The 17482-nt window shown below is 69.3% G+C and carries 18 protein-coding genes, 1 tRNA gene and 2 pseudogenes; 9 read left to right on the top strand and 12 right to left on the bottom strand.

Annotated elements, in window-relative coordinates; genetic code table 11:
* Window positions 1-22 precede the first annotated feature (22 nt).
* Complete coding sequence (locus ABT057_RS17245; RefSeq protein ID WP_352343953.1) at window positions 23-1333, bottom strand: DUF445 domain-containing protein; 1311 nt, start codon at window positions 1331-1333, stop codon at window positions 23-25.
* A gap of 174 nt (window positions 1334-1507) precedes the next feature.
* On the opposite strand from ABT057_RS17245, the gene ABT057_RS17240 reads away from it, so the two are divergent.
* Window positions 1508-2842 (top strand): SGNH/GDSL hydrolase family protein, encoded by a 1335-nt coding sequence (locus ABT057_RS17240; protein WP_352343952.1) that lies wholly within the window; start codon window positions 1508-1510, stop codon window positions 2840-2842.
* A 70-nt stretch (window positions 2843-2912) separates the two neighbouring features.
* Here the strand turns inward: ABT057_RS17240 and ABT057_RS17235 are convergent.
* The 4 genes and pseudogenes from ABT057_RS17235 to ABT057_RS17220 form a co-directional block, all read right to left on the bottom strand.
* Window positions 2913-3584 (bottom strand): annotated as a pseudogene (locus tag ABT057_RS17235) (DUF1707 SHOCT-like domain-containing protein); the annotation flags it as partial.
* Window positions 3585-3593: 9 nt separating this feature from the next.
* A complete protein-coding gene (locus tag ABT057_RS17230; protein WP_352343882.1) occupies window positions 3594-4595 on the bottom strand; it encodes an ABC transporter ATP-binding protein in 1002 nt (333 codons plus the stop codon).
* An 11-nt stretch (window positions 4596-4606) separates the two neighbouring features.
* Window positions 4607-5272, bottom strand: coding sequence for an ABC transporter permease (locus tag ABT057_RS17225; protein WP_502973930.1), 666 nt, complete (start codon window positions 5270-5272; stop codon window positions 4607-4609).
* A gap of 148 nt (window positions 5273-5420) precedes the next feature.
* A complete protein-coding gene (locus tag ABT057_RS17220) occupies window positions 5421-6221 on the bottom strand; it encodes an ABC transporter permease (RefSeq protein ID WP_352343880.1) in 801 nt (266 codons plus the stop codon).
* Window positions 6222-6468: 247 nt separating this feature from the next.
* On the opposite strand from ABT057_RS17220, the gene ABT057_RS17215 reads away from it, so the two are divergent.
* Window positions 6469-8835, top strand: a complete 2367-nt coding sequence (locus tag ABT057_RS17215) for a transglycosylase domain-containing protein (RefSeq protein ID WP_352343878.1) — start codon at window positions 6469-6471, stop codon at window positions 8833-8835.
* Between the two features lie 56 nt (window positions 8836-8891).
* On the opposite strand, the gene ABT057_RS17210 is transcribed toward ABT057_RS17215, so the two are convergent.
* A complete protein-coding gene (locus ABT057_RS17210) occupies window positions 8892-9194 on the bottom strand; it encodes a GroES family chaperonin (RefSeq protein ID WP_179123375.1) in 303 nt (100 codons plus the stop codon).
* A gap of 119 nt (window positions 9195-9313) precedes the next feature.
* Window positions 9314-9646 carry a DUF3618 domain-containing protein gene (locus tag ABT057_RS17205; protein ID WP_352343876.1) on the bottom strand — a complete coding sequence of 111 codons (333 nt, stop codon included), beginning with the start codon at window positions 9644-9646 and terminating at the stop codon, window positions 9314-9316.
* A gap of 93 nt (window positions 9647-9739) precedes the next feature.
* On the opposite strand from ABT057_RS17205, the gene bcp reads away from it, so the two are divergent.
* The 4 genes from bcp (at window position 9740) to ABT057_RS17185 (ending at window position 11780) form a co-directional block, all read left to right on the top strand.
* Window positions 9740-10207 (top strand): thioredoxin-dependent thiol peroxidase, encoded by a 468-nt coding sequence (gene bcp / locus ABT057_RS17200; RefSeq protein ID WP_352343874.1) that lies wholly within the window; start codon window positions 9740-9742, stop codon window positions 10205-10207.
* A gap of 147 nt (window positions 10208-10354) precedes the next feature.
* The gene (locus ABT057_RS17195; RefSeq protein ID WP_352343872.1) at window positions 10355-10996 is read left to right on the top strand and encodes an HNH endonuclease signature motif containing protein; all 642 of its coding nucleotides are present in this window, start codon (window positions 10355-10357) and stop codon (window positions 10994-10996) included.
* Window positions 10993-11676 carry an HNH endonuclease signature motif containing protein gene (locus ABT057_RS17190; protein WP_352343871.1) on the top strand — a complete coding sequence of 228 codons (684 nt, stop codon included), beginning with the start codon at window positions 10993-10995 and terminating at the stop codon, window positions 11674-11676. Before ABT057_RS17195 ends, ABT057_RS17190 begins: the two co-directional genes overlap by 4 nt.
* Window positions 11677-11696: 20 nt before the next feature.
* A tRNA-Leu gene (locus ABT057_RS17185) sits at window positions 11697-11780 on the top strand.
* Between the two features lie 43 nt (window positions 11781-11823).
* Here ABT057_RS17185 and rdgB read toward each other — a convergent pair.
* The 4 genes from rdgB to ABT057_RS17165 form a co-directional block, all read right to left on the bottom strand.
* Complete coding sequence (gene rdgB / locus ABT057_RS17180; RefSeq protein WP_352343870.1) at window positions 11824-12426, bottom strand: RdgB/HAM1 family non-canonical purine NTP pyrophosphatase; 603 nt, start codon at window positions 12424-12426, stop codon at window positions 11824-11826.
* A 34-nt stretch (window positions 12427-12460) separates the two neighbouring features.
* Window positions 12461-12874, bottom strand: a complete 414-nt coding sequence (locus tag ABT057_RS17175; protein ID WP_352343951.1) for a hypothetical protein — start codon at window positions 12872-12874, stop codon at window positions 12461-12463.
* Between the two features lie 102 nt (window positions 12875-12976).
* Window positions 12977-13714 carry a ribonuclease PH gene (rph, locus tag ABT057_RS17170; protein ID WP_352343868.1) on the bottom strand — a complete coding sequence of 246 codons (738 nt, stop codon included), beginning with the start codon at window positions 13712-13714 and terminating at the stop codon, window positions 12977-12979.
* A gap of 78 nt (window positions 13715-13792) precedes the next feature.
* Complete coding sequence (locus tag ABT057_RS17165; protein WP_352343867.1) at window positions 13793-14026, bottom strand: PTS sugar transporter subunit IIB; 234 nt, start codon at window positions 14024-14026, stop codon at window positions 13793-13795.
* 129 nt (window positions 14027-14155) lie between these two features.
* Between ABT057_RS17165 and ABT057_RS17160 the strand changes: the two are divergent.
* A pseudogene (locus tag ABT057_RS17160) lies at window positions 14156-14371 on the top strand (PTS transporter subunit EIIC); the annotation flags it as partial.
* A 196-nt stretch (window positions 14372-14567) separates the two neighbouring features.
* Entirely contained in the window at window positions 14568-15818 is a 1251-nt protein-coding gene (locus ABT057_RS17155; RefSeq protein WP_352343865.1) for a PTS transporter subunit EIIC, read from the top strand.
* A 113-nt stretch (window positions 15819-15931) separates the two neighbouring features.
* Here the strand turns inward: ABT057_RS17155 and ABT057_RS17150 are convergent, their stop codons facing one another.
* Entirely contained in the window at window positions 15932-16684 is a 753-nt protein-coding gene (locus ABT057_RS17150; protein WP_352343864.1) for an MBL fold metallo-hydrolase, read from the bottom strand.
* Between the two features lie 272 nt (window positions 16685-16956).
* Between ABT057_RS17150 and ABT057_RS17145 the strand changes: the two genes are divergently transcribed.
* On the top strand, window positions 16957-17415 hold the full coding sequence (locus ABT057_RS17145; RefSeq protein ID WP_352343862.1) for a type II toxin-antitoxin system PemK/MazF family toxin: 459 nt from the start codon (window positions 16957-16959) through the stop codon (window positions 17413-17415).
* Window positions 17416-17482: the final 67 nt, after the last annotated feature.

Below are 17482 nucleotides of genomic sequence, written 5' to 3'. Positions count from 1 at the left end.
CGGCCTTCCCGATTACGCCCGCTCACGCCCCCAGCGCCCTCGCCACCGTGTAGATCAGCAGGCCCGCCAGCGAACCCACCACCGTGCCGTTGATCCGGATGAACTGCAGGTCACGGCCGATGTTCGCCTCGATCTTGCGGGTGGTGTGCTCGGCGTCCCAGCTCGCGACGGTGTCCGTGATCAGGGAAGTGATCTCCTTGCGGTAGGTGGTCACGACGTGCACCGCCGCGCCCTCGACCCAGCTGTCGACCTTCTGCTGCACCTTGGGCTCGGTGGCCATCCGGGCGCCCAGCGAGAGCAGCGAGGCCCGTACGCGCAGCCGCAGCTCGCTGCGCTCGTCCTCCGCAGCCGCGACGATCATGGAGCGGACGGCGGTCCAGGCGGACGCGATCAGGTCCTGCACCTCGCCCCGGCCCAGCACCTCGCCCTTGAGCCGCTCCACCCGCACCCGTGTGTCGGTGTCGGACTGCAGGTCGGAGGCGAAGTCGGTGAGGAAGCGGTCGAGGGCGCCGCGCGCCGGGTGGGAGGGCATGTCCCGGATCTCGGCGCAGAAGCGCAGCAGTTCCTTGTAGACGCGCTCACCGATCCGCTTGTCGACGAAGCGCGGGGTCCAGCCGGGCGCGCCGCCCTCCACCGCGTCCATCACGGATTCGGCGTGCAGCACCAGCCAGTCGTAGGCCCGGGCCACCACCAGGTCCACGGCCCGCCGGTGGCCGCCGTCCGCGACGATCTTCTCCAGCAGTTTGCCCATGCCGGGCGCGATCTCCTGGGCGTCGGCCCGCCGGGTGATCGCCTCCCCGACCACCGCCTGGACGTCCGAGTCGCGCAGCACGGTCAGGGCGCCGCGCAGCGCGGTCGCCAGCTCCGCCGTCACCCGGTCGGCGTGGGCCGGTTCGGCCAGCCAGGCACCGAGCCGGGTGCCGATGCCGACGGCCCGCAGCCGCTGCCGTACGACGTCCTCGGAGAGGAAGTTCTCCCCGACGAACTCGCCGAGCGAGACGCCCAGCTGGTCCTTCTTGTGCGGGATGATCGCGGTGTGCGGGATGGGCAGGCCGAGAGGGTGGCGGAAGAGGGCGGTGACCGCGAACCAGTCGGCGAGCGCGCCCACCATGCCCGCCTCCGCGGCCGCCGCCACATACCCCGCCCAGGCCCCCGCGCCGCGGTGGCCGGCCCACTCGGCCAGCACGTACACCACGGCCACGAACAGCAGCAGACCGGCCGCGGTGAGCTTCATGCGCCGCACCCCGCGCTGCTTCTCCTCGTCGGCGGCGCTGAAGACGGTCATCTGCCGCGCCGGACCCTGCCCGCTCGGTACTGCTTCCGTACGATCCATCAACTCCACCCGTTCCCCGTCCCCCGAGTCCCGCACGCAGACATTGTCCCTACTTGACCGACTCCTGGAACGAAACAAGAGTTCCCGGCGTCCTACGAACGGGGGAGCTCAACGGTGAGACTCCTGCATGATCCGGAGCCGCACGGCTCCCTCACCGAGGAGAAACACACCCGCATGACCGTCAAGCGTCGTGGTTATGCCCTGCTCTGCGCCGTCGCCGCGCTGATCGTGAGCCTGTCCGCCCTGCTGTACGCGGGAGTCGCGGCCGATCACGGAGCCGCGCACGGCGAGCGCAGCGCCCTCGCCGCGTCCCAGGACCGGGCCGGTTCCGCCGCCCCCGTCTCCACCGGCGTCTGGGTCGGCACCTGGGCCGCCGCCCCGGCCGGCGCCGAGCCCGGCACCGCCGCCACCGGCACGGCGGGCCGCACGGTCCGCAACGTCGTGCACACCAGCGTCGGCGGTACGAGTGCCCGGATCACGCTCTCCAACCTCTACGGCACCCGCCCGCTGACCGTCACCCACGCCACGCTCGCCGTCGCCGCGCACGACGGCGGCCCGGCCGCGGTCACCGGCACCCTGCGCCGGCTCACGTTCGGCGGCGCCACCGCGGTCACGGTCCCGGCCGGCGGACAGACGGTCAGCGACGCCGCCGCCCTGGCCGTCCCGCCCGACACCGACCTCCTGGTCAGCGCCTTCACCCCCACCTCCGCGGGGCCCGTCACCTTCCACACCCACGCCCAGCAGACCAGCTACCTCGCCGTCGGCGAGTACGCCGAGGACGTCACCGGCACCGCGTACACCGGGACCAGCCGGTCCTGGCGCTATCTCACGGCCGTCGACGTGCTCAGCGACGAGGCGAACGGCACGGTCGTCGCCTTCGGCGACTCGATCACCGACGGGTACGCCTCCACCCCGGGTGCCGACCGCCGCTGGCCCGATGTCCTCGCCGACCGTCTCCGCGACGCCGTACGGCCGGGGACGGACACACCCCGCTACAGCGTCGTCAACGCCGGCATCAGCGGCAACCGGCTCCTCTCCGACGGCCCCCTGCGCGGCGCCGCCGGCCTGAACCGCTTCGAGGGGGACGTCCTCTCCCGCCCGGACGTCCGGGTCGTCGTCCTCGACCTCGGCATCAACGACATCCTGCGCGCCCCGCGGCTCGCCGACCCCGACGCGATCATCGCGGGCCTGCGCACCCTCGCCGACCGCGCCCACGCCCGCGGTGTCAGGGTCGTCGGCGCCACCCTCATGCCGTTCGGCGGCCACCCCGGCTACAGCGCGGGCCGCGAGGCGGTAAGGCAGCGGATCAACGCGGCGATCAGGACGGGCAAGGTGTTCGACGCCGTCGTCGACTTCGACAAGGCGCTGCGCGACCCGTACGACCCGCGCAGTCTCGCCCCTGACTACGACTCCGGCGACCACCTCCACCCGAGCGACCGCGGGTACCGGGAGATGGCGGAAACGCTCGACCTGGCGGACCTGAAGGGCTCGACACCGGCACGGCTGTAGCACCGCTCCAACAGCCCCGGGCAGCATGGCTCCAACGGCCGCGGGCAGCACCGCTTCAGCTGCCCCCGTCGCGGAGTTCCCGCCTGGCCTCCCGCCGTTCCAGCTTCTCCCGCTGCCGCGCCGCCCGGGTCTGCTTGCGCTCCACCCCGACCCCGCCCCAGAACGCGAACCCGCTCACCACCACCCGGGGCGCCCCCGGATCACCCGGCACCCCCGTCTCCCGCTGGTCGAACCCGCCCATGATCCCGACCCCCCGCACCACGACCTCGACCCCGGGCGGCACCACGATCTGCACCCCGCCCATGATCGCCACACAGTTGATCTCGACCTCGGCCGCCGCGAAGTCCGCCTCGCGCAGATCGATCTCCCCGCCGCCCCAGAACGCGACGCAGTGCAAGCGCCGCGGCACGATCCAGCGGCCCCTGCGCTGGAAGCCGGACATCACCGCCACGGCCCGGTCCGACGAACCCTCGCCGCCCACGATCCGCCCCGCCCACGGCCCGTCCACCGCCGGGTCCTTGCGCAGTGACACGACGGGCGGCGGCGCCACCCCGGCGACCGGCAGATCGCGGGTGATCGGCGTCAACTCGCCGTACGTCCGCGCCGCGTACGTCTGCTCCAGCCGCTCCTCGAACTCCGCCATGTCGAGCCGGCCCTCGGCGAGGGCGTCCCGCAGGACCTCGGCGACCCGCTCACGATCGGCGTCGGAGGCTCGCAGGTCCGGGACTGCGTCGTCGGTCATACCGGCAGCCTACGAGCTCTGGGCGCCGGGCACTACGGTCTCCCGGACCTCCCGCTCGCCGTACATCTCCGCGATGACGGCCTCGATGTCCGGCTCACGGACGGAGAGGTCCACCAACGGATACTCCGCCGCGATCCGCGCCACCAGCGGAGCCGCCGACTCCGACGCCGGGAACGCCAGCCACTGCCGCGGCCCCTCCACCCGCACCACCCGCGCCGCCGGACCCGCCTCGATCGGCGGCAGCTCCCGCTCCAGGTCCACGACCAGGGTGCGCTCACTGCCACCCGCCTCGTGCAGACCGGCGAGCGCACCGTCGTAGACCAGACGCCCGTGGTCGATCACCATCACCCGGGAACACAACTGCTCGATGTCCTGCAGATCATGGGTGGTGAGCAGGACCGTCGTACCGCGCTCGGTGTTCAGCTCGCGCAGGAACTCCCGCACCCGCGCCTTCGACACGACGTCCAGGCCGATCGTCGGCTCGTCGAGGTAGAGCACCTCCGGGTCGTGCAGCAGGGCCGCCGCGATGTCGCCGCGCATCCGCTGCCCCAGGGAGAGCTGCCGCACCGGCACATCCAACAGGTCGGCCAAATCGAGGAGTTCGACGAGACGATCGAGGTTCTCGCGGTAACGGGCGTCCGGGATGCGGTACATGCGGTGCATCAACCGGTAGGAGTCGATCAGAGGCAGGTCCCACCAGAGCGTCGTGCGCTGCCCGAACACGACCCCGATGCGGTGCGCGAGACGGGTGCGCTCGCGGGACGGATCGATGCCCGCGACCCTCAGCCTGCCCCCGCTCGGCGTCAGAATGCCGGTCAGCATCTTGATCGTCGTCGACTTCCCCGCCCCGTTCGGCCCGATGTAGCCGACCATCTCGCCACGCGCCACGGTGAAGGAGATCGCGTCGACCGCCCGCACCCGCCGCACCTCCCGCTTCAGGAACCCGGTCTTCTTCCGCACCTCGAAGACCTTCTCGACACGCTCAAGTTCGATGAAAGCAGTCACATCCATGTCGGCCACGCTCAACTCCCGGTACTCCGATACGACCTGAGACCCGCCCGCCACGCCAGCCCCGCCAGCACACAGCACACCGCCGCCACCAGCGGCGGCGCGAACGCCGTCCACACCGGCAGATCGAGCGGATACGGGCGCCCCAGCACATAGGACGCCGGAACCCAGTTGACGAAGGCCAGCGGGAACACGAACGTCACCCCGCGCACCAGGTCCCTGCCGAACACCGTCGGCGGATACTGCAACAGCGTCTGGCCACCGAACGTGAAAGCGTTCTGCACCTCCGCCGCGTCCTGCGTCACGAACTGGAACGCCGCGCCCACCACGAACACCGCCGAAAAGATCACCCCGCCGGACAACACCGTCACCGGCACCAGCAGCACCTTCAGCGGCGTCCAGGCGACGTCGAGGGCGACCAGCGCATAGCCCAGCACCAGCGTCCCCTGCGTGATGCGGCTGATCCGGCGCAGCGCGAAACGGTCCGCGGCGGCCTGGGCCAGCACCGGCGCGGGACGCACCAGCAGCGTGTCCAGCGTGCCGTCACGCACCCGCGTGCCGAGCCGCCCTGCCGAGCCCATGGTCAGATCCGCGATCCCGAAGGCCGTCGCCGACAGGCCGTACAGGAACGCCACCTCGGGCAACCGGTAGCCGCCGAGCGTGTCGACCTGCGAGAACATGAGCAAGATCGCGACAAAGTCCAGACCCGTGACCACCACACCGCCCAACGCCGTCATCGCGAAGGACATCCGGTACGCGAGCGTGGAGCGGATCCACATCGCGGAGATCAGGACGTAGGCCCGCAGACCCTCCGCCAGACGGCCCCGATCACCCACCCTGAACCACCACCCGGCGCATCGCGGCCGACTGCACCAGCCGCCCCGCCCCCAACAGCACCACCGCCCACACCGCCTGGAAAGCGAACACCGGCAGCGGATCGGCCCGCCCGAACAGCAGATCCGCGGGCATCTGGAGCTGCGCCGCCCACGGCAGCGCACTCACGACATCGCCGTACGGCTCCGGAAACGCGTTCAACGGCAGCGTCATCCCCGAACAGAAGATCCCCGTGACCATCATGACCTGCAGCGCGCCCGTGCCGTCCAGCAGCCAGAACCCGCTCAGCGCCACCAGGAACCGGATCCCGAAGCTCACCAGCATCGCCAACACCAGCGCCACCAGGAAGGTCAGCCAGACCACCGGATCGGACGGCAGCGCCGTGGGGAAGAACAGCGCCCCGAAGACGAACGGAACCACCCCCCGCCCGAGCAACTGGAACATCGCCCGCCCCATGTCGTTCGCCAGCCACCACACCTGCAGATCCGCCGGCCGGTACAGATCGATCGCCACCGCACCACTGCGGATCCGCTCCATGAACTCCATCTCGAAACCGCCGCCCTGGATCGCCAGCGTCGCGTAGAACGCCTGCCCCAGCCACACGAACGTCACCGCCTGCGCCTGGTCGTAACCCCCCAGGTGCGGCCGCTCGTCCCACAACGCCAGGTATGTGTAGACGAGGATCAGGCCGAAAACGGTATTGGTGAACACCCCCGCGGCAGTGGCCGCCCGATACGTCGCGTACCGTCTGAAACCCCCCGCTGCGACGGCCGCGTACAACCGCGCCGATCCCACGGCAACCTTCCTCCTCGCCCGTTCGTCTCCCACTGCGACCACTTCGGCACCGAAGCGCGATGGGAAGCGCGACACCGAAGCGCAGGAGCCTAGTGCGCGAGCACAGTGACCTGCCACGCGTTTTCCCCCGCAACGCGTGCCGATTGCCGGGAACGGAACGCTCGGTGCGAGAGTCTTCGACAGAGGGCGCAGAAGGCGTACGAGGCGTACGGAAACGTACGACGCGAAACAGGAGTCCGAGCAACACATGAGTAGCGAGCCACAGCCCCAGCAGCCGAACGACGGCTGGGCACCGAGCGAACCCCTGGGGGACGGCCCCGTGCCGAAGCGACCCAAACGCACCGGCTGGCGGCGCCTGGTCCCCACCTGGAAGATGGTGCTCGCCACATTCGTCGTCGGCGGCGCGCTCCTCGTCGGCCTGTTCTTCCTCGGCTACTCGATGGTCAAGATCCCGCCGGCCAACGCCCTCGCCACCAAGCAGTCCAACGTCTACCTGTACGCCGACGGCACCGAGATCGCCCGCGACGGCGAGATCAACCGGGAGAACGTCACCCTCGCGCAGATCTCCAAGGACGCCCAGCACGCCGTCCTGGCCGCCGAGGACCGCGACTTCTACAACGAGTCCGCCATCGACCCCAAGGCGATGCTGCGCGCCGGCTGGAACACCGCCACCGGCAAGGGCAAGCAGTCCGGCTCCACGATCACCCAGCAGTACGTCAAGAACTACTACCTCGCGCAGGAACAGACCGCCAAGCGCAAGGTGAAGGAGTTCTTCATCTCGATCAAGCTCGACCGCGAGAAGTCCAAGGACGCCATCCTCGAGGGCTACCTCAACACCAGCTTCTTCGGCCGCAACGCCTACGGCATCCAGGCCGCCGCCAAGGCCTACTACGGCATCGACGCCGCCGAACTCAGCCCCGAACAGGGCGCCTACCTCGCCGCACTGGTCAACGCGCCCAGCGAGTACGACGTGATCGCCCACCCCGAGAACAAGAAGGCCGCCGAAGCCCGCTGGAACTACGTCCTCGACGGCATGGTCACCAAGGGCTGGCTCACCGAGTCCAAACGCGAGGGCATGAAGTTCCCCACGCCCAGGGAGAACTCCGGCGCCTCCACCGGCATGTCCGGACAGCGCGGCTACCTCGTCAACGCGATCAAGGACTACCTGCGCGAGAACAAGATCGTCACCTCGGACGAGCTCGACACCGGCGGCTACCGCATCACCACCACCCTGCAGAAGAAGAAGCAGGACGCCTTCGTCGACGCCGTCAACGACAACCTGATGGACAAGCTCGACAAGAAGAACCGCAAGGTCGACACCTACGTCCGCGCAGGCGGCGCCGCCGTCGACCCCAAGACCGGCGAAGTCCTCGCCCTCTACGGCGGCATCGACTACGTCAAGCAGTACACCAACAACGCCACCCGCCGGGACTTCCAGGTCGGCTCCACCTTCAAACCGTTCGTCCTCGCCTCCGCCATCCAGAACGACTCCAACACCCAGGACGGCCGCGAGATCACCCCGAACACCGTCTACGACGGCACCAACAAACGCCCCGTACAAGGCTGGAGCGGCGGCACCTACGCCCCCGAGAACGAGGACTACGCCAGCTACGGCAACATCACCGTGCGCGAGGCCACCGACAAGTCGGTGAACTCCGTGTACGCACAGATGGCCGTCGACGTCGGCCCCACCAAGGTCAAGCAGACCGCGATCAACCTCGGCCTGCCCTCCAACACCCCCGACCTCCAGCCCTACCCGTCCATCGCCCTCGGCACGGCCACCGCAAGCGTCCTCGACATGGCCGAGGCCTACGCCACCCTCGCCAACCACGGCAAACACGGCACGTACACGATCGTCCAGAAGATCACCAAGAACGGCAAGACCATCATCGACCTGCCCAAACCCAAAGCAGAGCAGGCCGTCAGCCGCACCGCCGCCGACACCACCACCTCCGTCCTGCGCAGCGTCGTCCAGAACGGCACCGCCACCGCCGCCCTCAACGCCGGCCGCCCCGCCGCCGGCAAGACCGGCACGGCCGAGGAGGACCAGGCCGCCTGGTTCGCCGGCTACACCCCCGACCTCGCCACCGTCGTCGCCGTCATGGGCCAGGACCCCGAGACCGCCAAGCACAAGTCACTCAAGGGCGCCCTGGGCCTCCCCCGCATCAACGGCGGCGGCGCGCCCACCGAGATCTGGGCCCAGTTCACCAAGGAAGCCCTGAAGGGCACCCCCGCCCACGACTTCGACCTCAACGTCCGCGAGGGCTCCGTGGAGGCCGCGCCCCCGTCCAGCTCCTCCTCGGACGAACCCACCGGCAGCCCCGACGACGACACCTCGGGCAGCCCGGACGACCAGGCCACCACACAGGGCCAGACCCAGGGCACCGACGGCGGCACACCGACCGGCAGCACGCCCACCAGCGGCACGTCCGCCGGCAACACCGACGCCGGCACCACCGACGCCGGCACCACCGCGGGCAACACCGACGCCGGCAACACCAACGCCGGCACCACCGCGGGCAACACCGACGCCGGGAACACCGACGCCGGCACCGGAGACGGCAGCACCCCGGGCAGCGGCTCCGCGGGCACGACGACGGGCACCGGCACCTAGAACGGACGAGAGAGGGGCCCGGCGACCGTCGTCACCGGGCCCCTCTCACCGTCCTCCTACAGATACAGGCCCGTCGTGTCCTCAGAACCCTCGAACCGGTCCGCGGCCACCGCGTGCAGATCACGCTCACGCATCAGCACATAGGCCACGCCCCGCACCTCCACCTCGGCCCGGTCCTCCGGGTCGTACAGGACCCGGTCACCCGGCTCCACGGTCCGTACGTTCTGCCCCACCGCGACGACCTCCGCCCACGCCAGCCGACGGCCCACGGCCGCCGTCGCCGGGATCAGAATGCCTCCACCGGAACGCCGCTCACCCTCGCTCGCGTCCTGCCGCACGAGGACTCGGTCGTGGAGCATCCGGATGGGCAGCTTGTCGTGCTGGGGACCGCTGTGGTCGCTTCTGTTACCGCTCACGCCTCGAACCTACCTGCCATAGCCGTACGGGGCAGCCGCCGGGTGGGCCCTCACGACCCGCCCTACGCCTTCCGGCGCCTGGAGGAGCCGAACGCGAGCAGCCCCACCAACCCGACCACGACGACCACCACGGGCACGACCCGCTCCAGCCGCGGCGCCCCCTCCTCGTCCACGAACTGCGCCTTCACATCGGTCACGACCCGGTTGACCTGGACATAGGCCTTCCCGAGGGTGTGGTCGACATTGGCGACGACCTTTGCCTTGGCGTCACCGACGATGGTCTTCGGGTGCACCCGCACCCCGATCTCGTCCAGCGTCTCGGCCAGGACTGCACGGCGGGCCTTGATGTCCGCCTCGATCTGCGCCGGGGTTCTGGTGTCCGACGTGTCCGCCACGGTGAGGCCTCCGAAGTCAACTGTGTCTGTTCTGGACAGTCTGTCAGTTCCGCTCGCCGCCGCACTGCCAGGACCCCCCGTTACGCTGGACCGATGAGCGAGCGACTCCAGCCCGGGGACGTGGCCCCCGCCTTCACCCTCCCGGACGCCGACGGCAACGAGGTGTCCCTTTCCTCCCACAAGGGCCGCAAGGTCATCGTGTACTTCTACCCGGCGGCCCTGACACCCGGCTGCACCAAGCAGGCCTGCGACTTCACGGACAACCTCGACCTCCTGGCCGGCGCGGGGTACGACGTCATCGGCATCTCCCCGGACTCCCCCGAGAAGCTCGGCAAATTCCGCGAGAAGGAGTCCCTGAAGGTCACCCTCCTGGCCGACCAGGACAAGTCCGTCCTCGACGCGTACGGCGCCTTCGGCGAGAAGAAGAACTACGGCAAGACGTACATGGGCGTCATCCGCTCCACGATCGTTGTCGACGAGGAGGGCAAGGTCGAACACGCCCTGTACAACGTCCGCGCGACCGGCCACGTAGCCAAGATCATCAAGGACCTGGGCATCTGAGGACCCCCTCTTCCGCTCTTCCGCGGCCTGTGCCGGGGGTGACCCCCGCCACAGGCCGCTTTCACATTCCGGGCGTGACTGTCCGATAAACGGTTCGTTACTCCGTACGAAGCCACGAACGGGTGGGCGGGGACGGAGGGGGTTTGCGTGGGCGCGAGTGCGTACACGAGGGAGCGGCTGGAAGAGGCGGCCCGGGGAGCTCGGACACTGTCCGAGGCACTGGAGAGGCTGGGGGTGGAGCCGGAGAGTTCGACGCGGGGCTACATCCGGGAGCGGATGAGGAAGCTGGGCGTGGACACGTCGCACTTCGAGCGGGAGGGGGTGAAGTGGACGAAGGAGATCCTGGAGTCGGCGGTGGCGTCCTCGACGAACATGTGCGAGGTGTTGCGGCGGCTCGGAGTGGAGGTTGTCGGGGGACAGCACACGCACATCAGCCGCCGGATCAGGGCGTACGGGATCGACACGTCGCATTTTCAGGTACCGACCCGGAGGGGCAAACCGTGGCGGCCTCGGACACCTGAGGGCCTGCTCGTGGAGCAGCCGGCCGGTCAGGCCAGACGCATCCCGAGCGACCGCCTGAGGTGGGCGATGACAGTCTCGGGGATGTCCGAGCAGTGCGCCCTCTGCGGGATCGGCGCCGCCTGGCGAGGACATCCGCTGCCGATGGAAGTCGACCACATCGACGGCAACTGGCGCGACAACCGGATCGAGAACCTGCGATTCTTGTGCCCAAACTGCCACTCAACCACGGACAGTTATCGAGGTCGCGGCAAGGGGCGCAGGCCGTGAGCCGCGGGGAGCCGTACACCCGGGAGCGACTTGCCCAGGCCGCCGCACAGTGTTCCGGTATCGACGAGGTTATCGCCTTCTTCGGTACACGGCCTTACGGCAACCTCCGCCAGCACCTCTTCCGGCGCTTTGACCACTTCGGAATCGACGTCTCTCATATGCCCCGCAGGAGGCGGACGACGGTGGCGCCCACCAGACCCGCCACGGACGAGTTGCGCCGCGCAGTCGAGGACGCGACTTCCGTCGCGGACACGCTCCGCGCCCTGGGAATGGAGCCGTACAACAGCAGACTGCGCAGCCTGCTCGGCCAATGGGTCGCGGAGGTCGGCCTCGACACCTCCCACTTCCTGGGACAGGCGCATCAGAGGGGCAGACAAGGCACAACCCCGCTGAAGCGCGCAGCGGACATTCTCATCCAGCACGATGGCGAGCGACGGACGAGAACACATCTGCTGCGCAGGGCGCTCCTGGAAGTGGGCGAACCGGAACTGTGCGCCGGCTGCGGCGTCGGCCCCGAGTGGCTCGGCAAGCCCATGACCCTGGAGGTCGATCACATCAACGGGGACCGGAGCGACGACCGGCGGGAGAATTTGCGGTTGCTGTGTCCCAACTGTCATGCGGTCACAAGTACCTGGTGCCGAGGGGGCCGCCGACGTTCCCCTCAGGCAAACGCAACATGACCGGTAGCATGGCCGTACACGCGGCCGTGTTGTAACTGGCAGCCAAGCGGCGCTTAGAACGCCGTGGGCGAAAGCCCGTGTGGGTTCGAGTCCCACCGGCCGCACGCAAAGAGGGGTCGCCCAGCCGGGCGGCCCCTCCTTCTTGGTTCAGCCCACCAACTCCCGAATCACCGCCACCAACCCCCTGAACGCCTGCCCCCGATGACTGATCGCGTTTTTCTCGTCGGCGCTCAGCTCGGCGCAGGTGCGCGTCTCGCCCTTCGGCTGGAGGATCGGGTCGTAGCCGAAGCCGTTCGTGCCCGAAGGGGTGTGGCGGAGGACGCCGGTCAGGCGGCCCTCGACCACGCGTTCCGTGCCGTCCGGGAGGGCCAGGGCGGCGGCGCAGGCGAAGTGGGCGCCGCGGTGTTCGTCGGCGATGTCCGAGAGCTGGGCCAGGAGGAGTTCCAGGTTGGCGCGGTCGTCGCCGTGTCTGCCCGCCCAGCGGGCCGAGAAGATGCCCGGGGCGCCGTTGAGGACGTCGACGCAGAGGCCGGAGTCGTCGGCCACCGCGGGGAGGCCCGTGGCCTGGGCGAGGGCGTGGGCCTTGAGGAGGGCGTTCTCGGCGAAGGTGACGCCGGTTTCCTTGACGTCGGGGATGTCGGGGTAGGCGTCCGCGCCGAGCAGGTCGTGGGGGAGCCCTGCGTCGGCGAGGATCGACCTCAGTTCGGTGATCTTTCCGGTGTTGCGGGTGGCGAGGATCAGGCGGGTCATGCCCATCAGTATCCCGAGTCCCTCAACCGGCTGCTTACGGCGTGCAGACCTTGGTCAGTTCGCCCGCCGCGTCGGTGACGGGGCTGAGGTCGGGTGTGTTGTCGCCGTTGTCGACCGCCGTACGGACGTTGGTGACGGCTTTCTGGAGGTCGTCGACGGCCTTGTTGACGTCGGCGTTGTCGGTCTTGTCGCCGATCTTGTCGAGGTTGTTGTCGATGGAGGTGAGGGACTCGTCCAGTTGCGTCGGGTCGTTCGAGGCGTTCTCCACGGCCTGTTGGAGGTCGGTGACGCTGTCGGCGATGGCGTCGGCGGTCTGGACGCAGTCCAGTGCCTTGTTCACGGCGTCGCAGCCGGTGGCCGTGAGGCCGATGGTGAGGGCGACGGCCGCGGTGCCGGCGGTGATGGTGATACGGCGGCCCAGGCCTCGGTGTCGGCGGCTCGCGGACATGGCCATTGCTGTGTTCCTCCCCGTTGGTGTCCTGCGTACTGGCGAAGACGCCGGGGCGCGCGGTGGGGTTGCCACCGCGCGCCGTCGTTCTTGGCGTGCTCTTTACTTTTCGAGGACCGTATCAAGTGCGGCGCGCTGGATGCGCGCGAGTTCCGTGCAGCCGGAAACGGCCAGGTCCAGCAGGGAGTTGAGTTCTTCGCGGGCGAAGGGTTCGGCTTCCGCGGTGCCCTGGACCTCGACGAAGCGGCCGTCGCCGGTGCAGACGACGTTCATGTCGGTGTCGGCTTTGACGTCTTCCTCGTAGCAGAGGTCGAGGAGGGGGATGCCGCCGACGATGCCGACGGAGACGGCGGAGACGGTGCCGGTCAGGGGCTGGCGGCCGGCCTTGATCAGTTTCTTGCCCTGGGCCCAGGTGATGGCGTCGGCGAGGGCGACGTAGGCGCCGGTGATGGCCGCGGTGCGGGTGCCGCCGTCGGCCTGGAGGACGTCGCAGTCGAGGACGATGGTGTTCTCGCCGAGCGCCTTGTAGTCGATGACGGCGCGGAGGGAGCGGCCGATGAGGCGGGAGATCTCGTGGGTGCGGCCGCCGATCTTGCCGCGGACGGACTCGCGGTCGCCGCGGGTGTTGGTGGCGCGGGGCAGCATGGAGTATTCGGCGGTGACCCAGCCCTCGCCGCTTCCCTTGCGCCAGCGGGGGACGCCTTCGGTGACGGAGGCGGTGCAGAAGACCCTGGTGTCGCCGAAGGAGACGAGGACGGAGCCTTCGGCGTGCTTGCTCCAGCCGCGTTCGATGGTTACGGGGCGGAGCTGGGCGGGGGTGCGGCCGTCGATGCGTGACATGGCGCCGAGCCTAGCGGGACATGCGGGAGGGGCTCCTCCCGCATGGGGAGGAGCCTCTGCCGGGGGGAGCCGGGCGGTTCACATCATGTCTTCGATTTCCGCGGCGATCGGGTCGGCGTCGGTGCCGATGACGACCTGGATGGCGGTGCCCATCTTGACGACGCCGTGGGCGCCGGCGGCCTTGAGGGCGGCGTCGTCGACGAGTGTGGGGTCGGAGACCTCGGTGCGGAGGCGGGTGATGCAGCCCTCGATCTCTTCGATGTTCTCGATGCCGCCGAGCCCTGCGACGATCTTCTCTGCCTTGGTGGCCATGTCGGTCTCCTCACGCACGGTTGGCCCAGTTTCGCGAGCGATTGTGTCGTGCGTACCGAAGGATGACGTCACAGCAACCCAATCGTCGGTAACTGGTCTACACCACATGGCAGGCGGTCGCCAACCCTCGATCCGGGTGCGGGGCGGTTCACCTCGGGTTTCTTCTCGATCATGATGTCCGCGCGGCCGGCCCGTCGTAAGGAGGTCGGGGGTCTGATGCTCTCTGTCGCACTGACCGCGTTCGCCATCGGGATCGCCGAGCCGATCGAGTACGCGTTCCTGTTCGTCGCTCCCCTCCTCCATGCGGTGCACGCGCTGTTGACGGGTGCGTCTATGTCGTCAACTGGAATCCGGCGACGACCGCGGATTCCGGGCGGGGAGCCGGAGGAGGAGCACGAGGACGTCACCCAGGCGTAGTTCAGGCCATAGCCGAAAGTAGCCCTACGATTACTGGAACCGCGGGTTCCTTATGCCATCTTCATCTGCTACAACATGGTCTACACCACTGAGTGGTGTAGACCATCACCCAGATGGAGGAACCATGAGCACCGCCACCGCGCCTACGGCGGCCCCCGCGAAGAAGTGGGGATCCAGCCTGATCCAAGGCCTGCAGAAGGTCGGCCGCAGCCTTCAGCTTCCCATCGCCGTCCTGCCGGCGGCGGGCATTCTGCTCCGCCTCGGCCAGCAGGACGTGCAGGACAAACTCCACCTGCCGGCCAAGGTCACGGCGGTGTTCGCCACCGCCGGCGGCGCCCTCTTCGACAACCTGCCGATGCTGTTCTGCATCGGCGTCGCGATCGGCTTCGCCAAGAAGGCGGACGGTTCGACGGCCCTCGCCGCGCTGGTCGGCTTCCTGGTCTACAGCAACGTCCTGAAGGCGTTCCCGGTCACCGAGGCCAAGGTCCAGGCCGGCGCAGACATAGCCGCGACCTACAACAACCCGGGCGTCCTCGGCGGCATCCTGATGGGTCTGCTGTCCGCCGTACTGTGGCAGCGCTACCACCGCAAGAAGCTGGTGGACTGGCTCGGCTTCTTCAACGGCCGCCGTCTGGTGCCGATCGTCATGGCCTTCGTCGGCACGCTCATGGGCGTCTTCTTCGGCCTGGTCTGGAAGCCGATCGGCGAGGGCATCTCCAACCTCGGCGAGTGGATCACCGGCCTCGGGGCCTTCGGAGCCGCTCTGTTCGGTCTGATCAACCGTGGTCTCATCCCGGTCGGCATGCACCAGTTCGTGAACTCCGTCGCCTGGTTCCAGATCGGCGACTTCAAGGAGGCCTCCGGTGACATCGTCCACGGCGACCTGACCCGCTTCTTCGCCGGTGACCCGACCGCCGGACAGTTCATGTCGGGCTTCTTCCCGATCATGATGTTCGGCCTGCCGGCCGCCGCGCTCGCCATCGCCCACACCGCCCGCCCGGAGCGCCGCAAGGCCGTGATGGGCATGATGATCTCGGTGGCACTGACCTCCTTCGTGACCGGTGTGACCGAGCCGATCGAGTTCTCGTTCATGTTCATCGCCCCGCTGCTGTACGTCATCCACATGGTGCTCACCGCGCTCTCCATGGCGGTCACCTGGGCGCTCGGGGTGCACGCGGGCTTCACCTTCTCCGCCGGCTTCATCGACTACGCCCTGAACTGGAACCTCGCCACCAAGCCCTGGCTGATCATCCCCATCGGCCTGGCGTTCGGCGCGATCTACTACTTCGTGTTCCGCTTCGCGATCACCAAGTTCAACCTCGCCACCCCGGGCCGTGAGCCCGAGGAGGAGATCGAGGACCTCACCAAGGCGTAGCCACCCGCGCCGAGCACGACGAAGGCCCCCGGAGGACTCCGGGGGCCTTTCGTGTGCCGGGCTCTCGCACGCCGTCCGCCTGAACCTCGTACGGCAGTGCTGTGCGGGCGCGGTCAGATCTCGTACGACACTCTCGGCGCCGCCAGTTCCACCGGTCCGGCGTAGGCGGCGCGGGCGTCGGCGAGGTTGGCCCGCGGGTCGGTCCACGGCGGGATGTGGGTCAGCACGAGCCTGCGCACGCCGGCCCGGCTGGCCGTCTCGCCCGCCTCGCGGCCGTTGAGGTGCAGGTCGGGGATGTTCTCCTTGCCGTGGGTGAAGGCGGCCTCGCACAGGAAGAGATCGGAGTCCCGGGCGAGTTCCTCCAGCACCGGGGTGACACCGGTGTCGCCGGAGTAGGTGAGCGACCGGCCGCCGTGCTCGATCCGGATGCCGTAGGCCTCCACCGGGTGCGCGACCCGTTCGGTGTGGACGGTGAACGGGCCGATGTCGAAGGTGGAGGGCTTGACCGTGTGGAAGTCGAAGACCTCGCTCATCGAGGAGGCGGAGGGGGTGTCGGCGTAGGCCGTGGTGAGCCGGTGTTCGGTGCCTTCGGGGCCGTAGACCGGGATGGGGTCGCAGCGCCCGCCGTCGTGGCGGTAGTAGCGTGCGACGAAGTAGGCGCACATGTCGATGCAGTGGTCGGCGTGCAGATGGCTGAGGAAGATCGCGTCGAGGTCGTAGAGACCGCAGTGGCGCTGCAGCTCGCCCAGGGCGCCGTTGCCCATGTCGAGAAGCAGCCGGAAGCCGTCGGCCTCGACGAGGTAGCTCGAGCAGGCCGATTCCGCGGACGGGAACGACCCCGAGCAGCCGACGACGGTGAGCTTCATAAAGCAGAAACCTCCGCTGGCGGGAACCGAATCGAGAGATTCGGGAGAATCGGGAAACAGGGGGCGACGGGGGTCGTGCGGTTTGTCGAGCGTAAGGCGCAAAACCTCGGGTCGCTCCTCCACCAGGGGCCGTTGTGGGCGAACTCACCTGCGCTGTCACCGGTTCGGCTGGAAGGTGGGGTGTGTGCGCCCGCGACCCGGCCGCTGACTGATAGTGGACGGACATGCGCAGAGGGCGCGCGTTGTCGTGCGCGCGCCGGTAACGTCTTCGTATGGACACGTCCTGGTGGCTGGCGCTCGCCGCGGTGGTACTGCTGGCGCTCGTCGCCACGCTCGTGGACGGCTGGGGGCGCGGCCACCGTCCGGCGGGGCGCAGGTCCCGGCCGCCGGGGCGGCCGGCCCGGGTGCGCGGCGCCGGGGCGAAGCCGCGGCCCGCGGAGATCTGGTGGGCCGACGTGCCGTTCGAGGACGGGCCGGGTGCAAAGGACCGGCCCTGTCTGGTGCTGGGGGTGCGGGGGAACCGGGTGACCGTCGCGAAGATCACCAGCAGGTACCGCGACGAGCGGGCCGGGGTGATCCCGCTGCCGCCGGGCGCGGTCGGGGACGCGCAGGGGCGGCCGAGCTTCCTGGAGACGGACGAGCTGCGGCAGGTCCCGGTGTGGGACTTCCGGCGCCGGGTGGGCGTGGTGGACCCGGTCCTGTGGGACCAGGTCCGCCATCTCGCGGGCTGAGTCCCGTCAACCCGTCACCCTGTCACTCCTTCGTCCCGTCACCCTTTCGCCCTGTCACCCTTTCGTC

This window comes from Streptomyces sp. NPDC002588 (assembly GCF_040295925.1).
Taxonomy (GTDB): domain Bacteria; phylum Actinomycetota; class Actinomycetes; order Streptomycetales; family Streptomycetaceae; genus Streptomyces.
This window is presented reverse-complemented; position numbering and strand designations above follow the sequence as displayed.